Annotated in this window: 9 protein-coding genes; 8 read left to right on the forward strand and 1 reads right to left on the reverse strand. The window is 62.6% G+C overall.

All coding sequences use genetic code 11. The features are described from left to right. Positions 1 to 17: 17 nt before the first annotated feature. The 7 genes from tenA (at position 18) to FUU19_RS15965 (ending at position 8,630) form a co-directional block, all read left to right on the forward strand. A complete protein-coding gene (tenA, locus tag FUU19_RS15935) occupies positions 18 to 701 on the forward strand; it encodes a thiaminase II (RefSeq protein WP_141967886.1) in 684 nt (227 codons plus the stop codon). Further along, positions 698 to 1,438 (forward strand): ABC transporter ATP-binding protein, encoded by a 741-nt coding sequence (locus FUU19_RS15940; RefSeq protein ID WP_230490761.1) that lies wholly within the window; start codon positions 698 to 700, stop codon positions 1,436 to 1,438. The genes tenA and FUU19_RS15940 overlap by 4 nt, the downstream gene beginning before the upstream one ends. Next, entirely contained in the window at positions 1,435 to 2,202 is a 768-nt protein-coding gene (locus tag FUU19_RS15945) for an ABC transporter permease (protein WP_230490760.1), read from the forward strand. Before FUU19_RS15940 ends, FUU19_RS15945 begins: the two co-directional genes overlap by 4 nt. Positions 2,203 to 2,237: 35 nt before the next feature. After that, entirely contained in the window at positions 2,238 to 3,173 is a 936-nt protein-coding gene (locus tag FUU19_RS15950; protein ID WP_197833465.1) for an ABC transporter substrate-binding protein, read from the forward strand. Between the two features lie 567 nt (positions 3,174 to 3,740). Then, positions 3,741 to 4,460, forward strand: a complete 720-nt coding sequence (locus FUU19_RS15955) for a cytolytic delta-endotoxin (insecticidal protein) (protein WP_141967878.1) — start codon at positions 3,741 to 3,743, stop codon at positions 4,458 to 4,460. Positions 4,461 to 4,725: 265 nt separating this feature from the next. Next, positions 4,726 to 7,029, forward strand: a complete 2,304-nt coding sequence (gene opgB / locus FUU19_RS15960) for a phosphatidylglycerol--membrane-oligosaccharide glycerophosphotransferase (RefSeq protein ID WP_230490759.1) — start codon at positions 4,726 to 4,728, stop codon at positions 7,027 to 7,029. A gap of 137 nt (positions 7,030 to 7,166) precedes the next feature. Continuing rightward, complete coding sequence (locus tag FUU19_RS15965; RefSeq protein WP_123061799.1) at positions 7,167 to 8,630, forward strand: AMP nucleosidase; 1,464 nt, start codon at positions 7,167 to 7,169, stop codon at positions 8,628 to 8,630. Between the two features lie 36 nt (positions 8,631 to 8,666). Here the strand turns inward: FUU19_RS15965 and nac are convergent, their stop codons facing one another. Continuing rightward, on the reverse strand, positions 8,667 to 9,590 hold the full coding sequence (gene nac / locus FUU19_RS15970; protein ID WP_141967872.1) for a nitrogen assimilation transcriptional regulator NAC: 924 nt from the start codon (positions 9,588 to 9,590) through the stop codon (positions 8,667 to 8,669). A gap of 80 nt (positions 9,591 to 9,670) precedes the next feature. Here nac and FUU19_RS15975 point away from each other — a divergent pair. Then, positions 9,671 to 9,925: hypothetical protein (locus FUU19_RS15975; protein WP_230507206.1), on the forward strand; the 255-nt coding region annotated here is incomplete at its 3' end.

The raw sequence follows: 9,925 nt of genomic DNA on the forward strand, positions 1-9,925 counted from the left end.
TGACTCAAGGAGGTCCCATGTCCATCACTACCCTGTTCGAAAGCGGTCTTTACGGCCGGCTGCGCCACCATGCCGGCAGCCACTGGCAAGATTACGTCGATCACCCGTTTCTGCAGCAGCTGGCCGCCGGCACCTTGCCTGAACGCGCTTTTCGCCGCTACCTGACCCAGGACTATCTGTTCCTGCTGCACTTCGCCCGCGCCTACGCGCTGCTGGTCAGCAAGCTGCGCACCCTGCCGGAGATGCGCGCCGCCACCGCCTCGCTCAACGGCATCGTCGCCGAACTGCCGCTGCACGTGGCCTACTGCGCCGAATGGGGGTTGAGCGAAGCGCAGATCGCCGCCCAGCCGGAAGCGGCGGAGACCATGAACTACACCCGTTACGTGCTGGATATCGGCCATGCCGGCGACGCCCTCGACCTGCTGGCCGGCCTGCTGCCCTGCGTGGCCGGCTATGCCGAAATCGGCCTGCGGCTGCTGCACGATCCCGCCACCAAGATGGAGGGCAATCCTTACGCCTCCTGGATCCGCAACTACGGCGACGAGGGCTATCTGGCCGGCGTGCGTGCCGCCATCGAGCTGCTCGAGACCGTCGGCCACCAGCGCGGCGCGCAAAGCCGCCTCACCGAGCTGGCGCAGATTTTCACCACCGCCACCCAGCTGGAATCGGCATTTTGGCAGATGGGGCTGAACGCTTCATGATCTCCCCGCTTCTCCCGCCCGGCATCCAGGTGCGGGATCTCAGCCTGCGTTTCGGTCAGCAAATCGTCTTCGACCGGCTGAGCTTCGACATCGCCGGCGGCAGCTTCGTCGCCCTGCTCGGCGCCAGCGGCGCCGGCAAAACCAGCCTGCTGAAGATCATCGCCGGCCTGGCGCAGGCCAGTTCGGGTACGGTGACCGGCAGCGACGGTTTGCCGATCGCCGGGCGCATCGCCTACATGGGGCAAAAAGACCTGCTCTACCCGTGGCTGACCGTCGAAGAGAACGTCGCCCTCGGCTCGCGGCTGCGCGGCGAAGTGGCGGATCGGGCGTGGGTGGCGCATCTGCTCGAACGCGTAGGCCTGGCCGCGCATGGCCGCAGCCTGCCCGCCGCGCTGTCCGGCGGCATGCGCCAGCGCGCCGCCATCGCCCGCACGCTCTACGAACGCCAGCCGATCGTGCTGATGGACGAACCCTTCTCCGCATTGGACGCCATTACCCGCACCGAGATCCAAAGCCTGGCCGCCGAACTGCTGGCGCAAAACACTGTGCTGCTGATCACCCACGATCCGATGGAGGCCTGCCGCCTGAGCCACCGGCTGCTGGTACTGTCGCCCTGGCCGCTGGGCCTCGACGATACCCACCGTATCAGCGGGCAACCGCCGCGCGCGCCGGATGACGCCGACCTGCTGAAAAGCCAGGCCGAGCTGCTGCAACAGCTGGTGAGGGCCGCGCAATGAAGATTGCCAAAGAGCGTGGGCTTACCCGCCTGCGGCGTGGGCTGACGGTGTTTGCCGGGCTGCTGCTGCTGTGGTGGCTGGCGGCGCAAAGCGGCATTCCGGCCTTTCTGCTGCCCACGCCGAGCACGGTGGCGCAGGCACTGTGGGACGGGCGCGGCTATCTCGCCTGGCACACGCTGGTCACGGCTTCGGAGATCGTCAGCGGGCTGGTGCTGGGCGTGATGCTCGGCGCGGCGCTGGCGCTGTGCATGATCTTCTCGCCGCGGCTGCAGCGCTGGCTGATGCCGCTGGTGCTCACCAGCCAGGCGATACCGGTGTTCGCCCTGGCGCCGCTGCTGGTGCTGTGGTTCGGCTTCGGCATGAGCGCCAAGGTGGCGATGGCGGTGCTGGTGATTTTCTTCCCGGTGGTGTCGGCCTTTTTCGACGGGCTGCGCCGGGTCAACAACGACTATCTCGATCTGGCGCGCACGATGCGCGCTTCGCGCTGGGCGCAGCTGCGGCACGTGCGGCTGATGGCGGCGCTGCCGGCCTTCGGCTCCGGCCTGCGCATGGCCGCCGCCGTCGCGCCGATCGGCGCCATCATCGGCGAATGGGTCGGCTCGGCCGAAGGTCTGGGCTACGTGATGCTTAACGCCAACGCGCGCATGCAGACCGACGTCTGCTTCGCCGCGCTGTTTATTTTGGTGCTGATGACCGTGCTGCTGTGGGCCGCGGTAGATGCGCTGCTGCGGCGCCTGATCGCCTGGGCGCCGGAAAACGACTGATGATTGCAACCATAACCAGGGATAAAGGAACGACCATGATCAAACAAACCCTCTGCGGGCTGCTGCTGGGCGCCGCCATCACCGGCCAGGCCGGCGCGGCCGAAAAGCTGACGCTGGTGCTCGACTGGTACATCAACCCCGATCACGCGCCGATTATGGTGGCCGAGCAGATTGGCGCCTTCAAGGCCGCAGGGCTGGACGTCAAGATCGTGCCGCCGTCCGATCCGGCGCTGCCGCCGCGGCTGGTGGCCGCCAAACAGGCCGACCTCGCCATCACCTATCAGCCGCAGCTGCATTTCTTCGCCGATCAGGGCCTGCCGCTGATGCGCGTCGGCACGCTGATCAACACGCCCTTGAATACGGTGATCGCGCTGGATAAAAACATCACGTCGCCGGCGGATCTCAAGGGCAAAACGGTGGGTTACTCGGTCAGCGGCATCGAACAGGCGACGCTGGCCACCATGGTCGAACACGAGCACCTCAAGCCGCAGGACATCAAGCTCATCAACGTCAACTTTCAGCTGACCAGCGCCCTGCTGGCGGGCCAGGTCGATGCGGTGATCGGCGGCTACCGCAACATCGAAGCGCTGGAGCTGAAGCTGCAGGGCAAGACGCCGGTGGTGTTCAACGTCGAAGATTACGGCGTACCGGCCTACGACGAGCTGATCATCGTCGCCAACCGCGATGCGGTGAACGAGCCGAAAATCCGCAAGTTCCTCGCCGCGTTGAAGCAAGGCAGCGACTACCTGCATGCGCACCCGCAGGACACCTGGCTGGCGTTCGCCAAAGCGCATCCGGAGCTGAATACCGAGTTGAACAAACAGGCGTGGCAAGCCAGCCTGCCGCTGTTCGCCCGCGATCCGGCCAAGTTGGATCGCGCGCGCTACCAGGCTTACGAACAGTTCCTGTTCGACAACAAGCTGATCAAGAAAATCACCCCGGTCGAGGCATACGCCGTCGAATTGCGTTGAGATTGTCACCGCCGGCGCGCGCTGCCCGCCGGCGGTGACCCCATCGCTCCGCGAAAATCGAGCGACGGGGCCAGGTGCCCGTAAAACGCCGTTTCACGGCCACATGCGCTCACCTGAAAATACCCGCCTCGAAAAATGATTCTCTCAGCATTCGACGATTAAACGTTATCGTCAAAACGGTATCCGTTAAAATAATCACCCGCAAAAAATCATCCATACTAATAATTAATTTCGATTAAAAAACCACGATTGTTTTATCTACTAATAATATCCCCCAGAGAAACCACGCTCTTATATACCAAAATATAATACCCGCTAACGTTGAATAAACTCGCACCGACAATTAATACTTAGTGTCCGAGCAAGGAGATTTCACGTCATTATTTCAACGCCCGCAGAGATATACGCGGCACTGTTTTCGCGCTTATGCGCAACAATAATTATTTCATAACGCCATCTCCCGCTCCGATGCTGAAAAATCAATAAATCCGTGAAGTTGAAAATAGAGAGTATCCGTTTCACGAAATATTTCGTGAAACCATCAACCCTATACGAGAGGAAATCAACATGTTGGATAAAAAGAAAGCCTCAATCAGCAGCCCGGTAATAACCAAAAACCTGTTTATTCGGTTGGTTGCCGATGATAATAATTTCGACAATATCATTTCAATTACCGACCCGTCCGTTTTAATTCTGGCATTGAAAACGGCGGCCCTTTTCCAGGGCGCGCTGGTTCCCGCCGAAAACAACTCGCTACGATTCGATGTGCAGAAAGCCATGGAGCTGGTCAACCAAAACCCAGAGCTTTCAGTCACTAATTATACCGACATTAAAAAAGAAACGTCTGACTCAAGAACCTCCGTCATGACCGACATGGTGCTGTCGACGATCAAAACGGTTCTGGGCATCGTATTGGCTCCCGCCCCGGCCCAACAGCTTCAATCGGCCATTGAGGGCGCCTACGTCGGGCTGGACGAAACCAAAGACAGCGCCTGGATCTTCTGGGAGAAGAAAAAAGACACGAAAACCACTTACCAATACAATATTACTTTCTCTGTCGAAGCCGGCCCGACCGGGCTGGTGCTGTTAACCTGCCCGATGGGGTTAACCATTGAAGTCAATAAAGAATATGAGCGGGTGCTCTTTATTACCTTAACAGACAAAGAATCCTACTCCTGCCGCATCCAGGCGCTGACGACGGCCCAGTTGGCCAAACCCGCCGCTAAAAACGCCGAAGCCGCAGAAGTGCTCAGCGTCCTGATCGGCGACGGCCCGCGCCGCGTCTAATAAAATCGCACTCGCCGCCTTTACCTTCGTAAAGCGGCCGCCAGCCCGCAGAGCACGCTCTGGCGGGCTTTTCGCTTTTTTTACCCCGCGAAGCCTCTATAATGGGGGCAATGTCACAATATCGTCATAGAGCAAGGCATTCCCGGCGCATATCGCGGCGTCGTCGCATTGACCCTGTCGCATTCAACACGCTATATAGCGTTATCTGACGGTGCAAGCCGTCATGACGGTCACGTTTTTCTTCCCTCCAGACAAGGTTCGACGGATGGTTTCTGCAGTAGTGTCGTTTGTGCTTTTCTTCGCATCGATTTTGATTTATCGCACCCGGGCCGCCGCCAACCGCTGGTGGTTCGCCATTTTGCTGACGCTGCTCGGGAGCTATCTGGTGCTGAACGTCATCCTGATCGCCAGCAACTACTTCACCGGCGACGGCATCACCGACGCGGTGATCTATACCGTCACCAGCAGCCTCAAAGGCGCGGGCATCAGCAAATACGTGCTGCCGTTTATCGGCCTGCTGGCGGGGTTGGGGCTTATCTTCGCGGTGCTGGCCCGCAGCCTGCTGCGCCGCAAGGCCAAAGGCAGCAGCGTGGCCTACAGCATCGTCGCCGTGCTGCTGGCGCTGTTTTCGGTCGGCACCACCCCGGCGTTTCAGGACATCTCGCTGCTGGTCAAGAGCCAGATCGTCGGCGATACCGCCGATTTCACCACCTACTACAAGGCGCCGAAAAAGACCGTGCAGGGCAAACGGCCGAACCTGGTGTACATCTATGCCGAGAGCCTGGAGCGCACCTACTTCGACACCGAGCTGTTTCCCGGCCTGGCCGACGAGCTGAACGCCCTGCGCACGGACAGCATCGATTTCAGCAACACCCAGCAGTTGCCGGGCACCGGGTACACCATCGCCGGCATGGTCGCCTCGCAGTGCGGCATTCCGCTGTTCGCCCCCTTCGACGGCAACGCCTCCAGCGCGGTCTCCACCTTCTACCCGGAGAACGTCTGCCTGGGCGACGTGCTGAAGGCCGCCGGCTACAGCAACTATTTCTATCAGGGCGCCGAGCTGGCGTTCGCCGGCAAAGACACCTTCCTGAAATCCCACGGCTTCGACCACGTTTATGGCTTCAAAGAGCTGCGCGATCGGGTCGCCGATCCGAGCTACAAAAACGACTGGGGCTGGTACGACGACAGCGTGCTGGACGTGGTATACGGCAAGTTCGTCGAGCTGTCCAAACAGCGCCAACCCTTCTCGCTGTTTACCCTGACCGTCGATACCCATCACCCGGACGGCTTTATCTCCGCCGGCTGCAGCAAGAGAAGTTACGCCTGGCAGAACAAGGAAAACCGCTCGCTGAGCGCGGTGGCCTGCAGCCAGCAACACATCGCCGCGCTGATCGACAAGATCAAACGCTCGCCCTATTTCAACAACACCGTGATCGTGGTGTCCTCCGATCATCTGGCGATGAACAACACCGCCTACGATATCCTGACCAAACAGAAGCGCCGCAACCTGTTCTTTATCATCGACGGCACCCGGCCACTGGCGGAACAGCGCAACGAGAAACGCAGCACGCTGGACAACGGCGCCACGGTGCTGGACGTGATGGGCGGCGACAACTACATCGGCCTCGGCCGCAGCAGCCTGTCGGCGCCGTCGCTGTCTACGGTGTTCCTGAACATCGAAGAGAAAATCAACGGCTGGAAACCGGCGGTGATCAACCAGTGGGGCCTGCCGAACCGCATCAGCGACTACAGCGTGGATACGCGCCAGCGCAGCTTCAGCTTCTCCGGCGTCACCTACAAGGTGCCGTTCATCCTGCGGGTGGGCGATAACCGCATCGAACCGATGTTCAACGTCTACCTCTCCACCCCGCTGCGCAAGCAGCTGGCCGGACTGGGGGCGGGGGAGAAATTCGTCTGGGTCGATAAATGCTACGAGATCGGCCGGGTCTGGGCGCCGAAACTGGCGCTGAGCACCGACATCTGCGTGGCCTCCGGCACCCTGGCCTCGCCGCCGCAGATCGTGCAGGCCAGCGGCGAACGCTTCCGCGGTAAGGTGAACTTTATCGCCCCGGCGGCGGACAGCGTCGCCGATTACCAAAACGCCGTCGCTCGCCTGCAGGTGGAAGACGCGGCGATGAAGTACCAGGCGGACAGCATCGAGTTCATGCTGCCCGGCCTGCCGGAGCAGGTGAAGGCCATTACCGGCGTTTCCGGCGTCGAGGAGTGGGGCCGCTGGTCCGACGCCAACCTGGCGCCGGCGGTCGATATTGATTACGTCGACCCGCTGCCGAAGACCTTTGATCTGGTGCTGCGCGCCCGCGCCTACGGCAACAACGTCGGCGAGCCGATTTCGGTGCGCGTCGGCGACGAAGAGCGCTTCGTGTCGCTCGGCGAACAGGACAGCACCGTCACCCTGCGCTTCGACAACCCGCGCGGCGCGCAGAAGATCAGCATTACCCCGCCGGCCCCCACCGAGCCGAAAGAGAGCGCCAGCGGCGGCTTCACGCCGAAGAAGCTGGGCATCGGGCTGGTGTCGCTGAAGGTCGAAGCGGCAAGCCCCGCCTCCTGACCCCCGGCACGCTACGGGCGCGGTATTTTCTTTGCCGTGCCCGTCATTTCGACCAAGCTTTTACGCCCTTCTTCGGCTAACCTGTGACGGTAAAACGCCGCAGCCCGCCACAGAGCCGGGACATCCAAGGAGAAAGTATGAGCTATGCCCCACCTCGCAGCGGCCTCAGCGCCGATCAGGCACTCGATCAACTGGAAGCCCTGTATGACGCCGCGGTAGACGCGCTGCGCCAGGCGGTCAGCGACTTTATCAGCCACGGCACGTTGCCGGATGCGCAGGCGCGCGCCGCCGGGCTGTTCGTGTATCCCGAGCTGCGCGTCAGCTGGGACGGGCAGCAATCCGGCCCGAGCAAAACCCGCGCCTTCGGCCGCTTCACCCATCCCGGCAGCTACAGCACCACCGTGACCCGGCCGCAGCTGTTCCGCCACTATCTGGCCGAACAGCTGGCGATGCTGGAGCACGATTACGCCGCCCATATCGAAGTGGCGCCGTCGCAGCAGGAGATCCCGTTCCCTTACGTGATCGACGGTTCCAGCCTGGCGCTCGATCGCTCGATGAGCGCCGGCATCGCGCAGCATTTCCCCACCACCGAGCTGGCGCAGATCGGTGACGAGACCGCCGACGGCCTGTATCACACCACCGACAACCATTTCCCGCTGTCGCATTTCGATGCGCTGCGCGCGGATTTCTCGCTGGCGCGTCTGCGGCACTACACCGGCACGCCGGTGGAGCATTTCCAGCCGTTCGTGCTGTTCACCAACTACACCCGCTATGTGGATGAGTTCGTGCGCTGGGCCTGCGCGCAGATCGCCGATCCGGCCAGCCCGTATATCGCACTCTCCAGCGCCGGCGGCACCTACATCACGCCGGAAACCAGCGCGCCCGAGCAGGCGGTGTCCGATCTGGCGTGGAAAAACCACCAGATGCCGGCCTATCACCTGATCTCGCGTACCGGCCAGGGCATCACGCTGATTAACATCGGCGTCGGCCCGTCCAACGCCAAAACCATCTGCGATCACCTGGCGGTGCTGCGCCCGAGCGCCTGGCTGATGATCGGCCACTGCGGCGGCCTGCGCGAAAGCCAGAAGATCGGCGACTATGTGCTGGCCCACGCCTATCTGCGCGACGATCACGTGCTGGATGCGGTGCTGCCGCCGGATATCCCGATCCCGAGCATCGCCGAGGTGCAGCGCGCCCTGTACGACGCCACCAAGATGGTCAGCGGCATGCCCGGTGAAGAAGTCAAACAGCGTTTGCGCACCGGCACCGTGGTCACCACCGACGATCGCAACTGGGAGCTGCGCTATTCCGCTTCGGCGCGGCGCTTCAACCTCAGCCGCGCGGTGGCGGTCGACATGGAGAGCGCCACCATCGCCGCCCAGGGTTACCGCTTCCGGGTGCCGTACGGCACGCTGCTGTGCGTCTCCGACAAACCGCTGCACGGCGAAATAAAACTGCCGGGCCAGGCCAACCGCTTCTACGAAGGGGCGATCTCCGAGCACCTGCAGATCGGCATCTGCGCCATCGATCTGCTGCGCGCCGAGGGCGATCGCCTGCACTCGCGCAAGCTGCGCACCTTCAACGAACCGCCGTTCCGGTAACGGTGCTCAGGCCCGCTGCGGCGGGCCGTTTTTTCCTCAACGCACCAGCGCCAGCGCGCGTTTCTCCTGGCTGCGGCCGCCGGCGATCGACAGCAGCAGGTCTTTCACCAGCAGCGCCGGGGCGGACAGCGCCTGTTGGCCCGACATGCACAGCGCCAGCGGCACCGACATCGTCGGCGCATTGATGCGCGCCATCCAGGCCTTGGCCGGGCCGATCATCGCGCGCGCCACCGACTCCGGCAGCACGGTCGCCCCCAGCCCGCCGGCGATCGCGGCGCTCAGCGCGCCCGAGGATTCGATCTCCCCCACCACGTTGACAGCCAGCTTGCGCAGCGCCATCGCCTCCTCCAACTGGTTGCGCACCGCATCGCCCTCGCGCGGCAGGAACAGGTTCAGCCGCGCCACGTCCAGCAGATCGACGCTGTTGCCGGGATGCGGCACCGCACGCGTCGCCACCAGATAGAGATCTTCCCGCATCAATGCGATGGCGTGTAGACCGGCGGGCATTTTGGCGCCGTAGACCATCGCCATGTCCAGCGTCTGGTTAGCCACCTGCCCGGCCAGCGCCGCACCGCTGTTTTCATGCAGGCTGAGCAGGATGCCCGGTTGCTGATCGCGCAGGCTCTGCAGCAGCGGCAGCGCCAGCTGCGCCGCGGTGCTGCCCGACGCCAGCCCGAGAGACACCTGGCCACTCATCGCCTGCCCGGCACTGTTGACCGCGCTCTGCGCCTGCTCGCACTGGCGCAGAATGGTCTGCGCGTGGGCATAAAGAATATTGCCGGCCTCGGTCGGCTGTACGCCGCGCTTGGTGCGGATCAGCAGCTGTTGTTTCAGCTCCCCCTCCAGCGTCGCCAGCTGCTGGCTGAGCGCCGGCTGGGCGATGTGCAACACCTCCGCCGCCTGGGTCAGGCTGCCGATATCGACGATTTTCACGAAGTACTTCAGACGTCTGAAATTCATAGTGCCTCCAGCGAGCCGCTAAATTGAGAATGCCGAAATCCGGTCAGGCACCACAGCAAGATCCGGGCCAGAGTCGGTAAATGGCCACGGAGGCGGGATACACGGCGGCCGACGGCCGTTCGTCGGGCAGCGCGCGCCACAACGCAGGGCAGGCGTTGCACCATCGGCAGGCAAATGCGCCAAACAACGGGCAACCCGGCAGCGCTGCGCGCGGGATAAGCGACAAAAGCGAGAAAAAGCAGCAGGTTGGGCAATCTTGCAGCAAACGAACACATCGGGCGTTTTCAGGCTTTACAAGCCGCAACCGCCCCGCTATTATTCGCCCCGTTCACACG

The sequence above is a fragment of the Serratia montpellierensis genome (assembly GCF_020858655.1).
GTDB classification, from domain to species: domain Bacteria; phylum Pseudomonadota; class Gammaproteobacteria; order Enterobacterales; family Enterobacteriaceae; genus Serratia; species Serratia montpellierensis.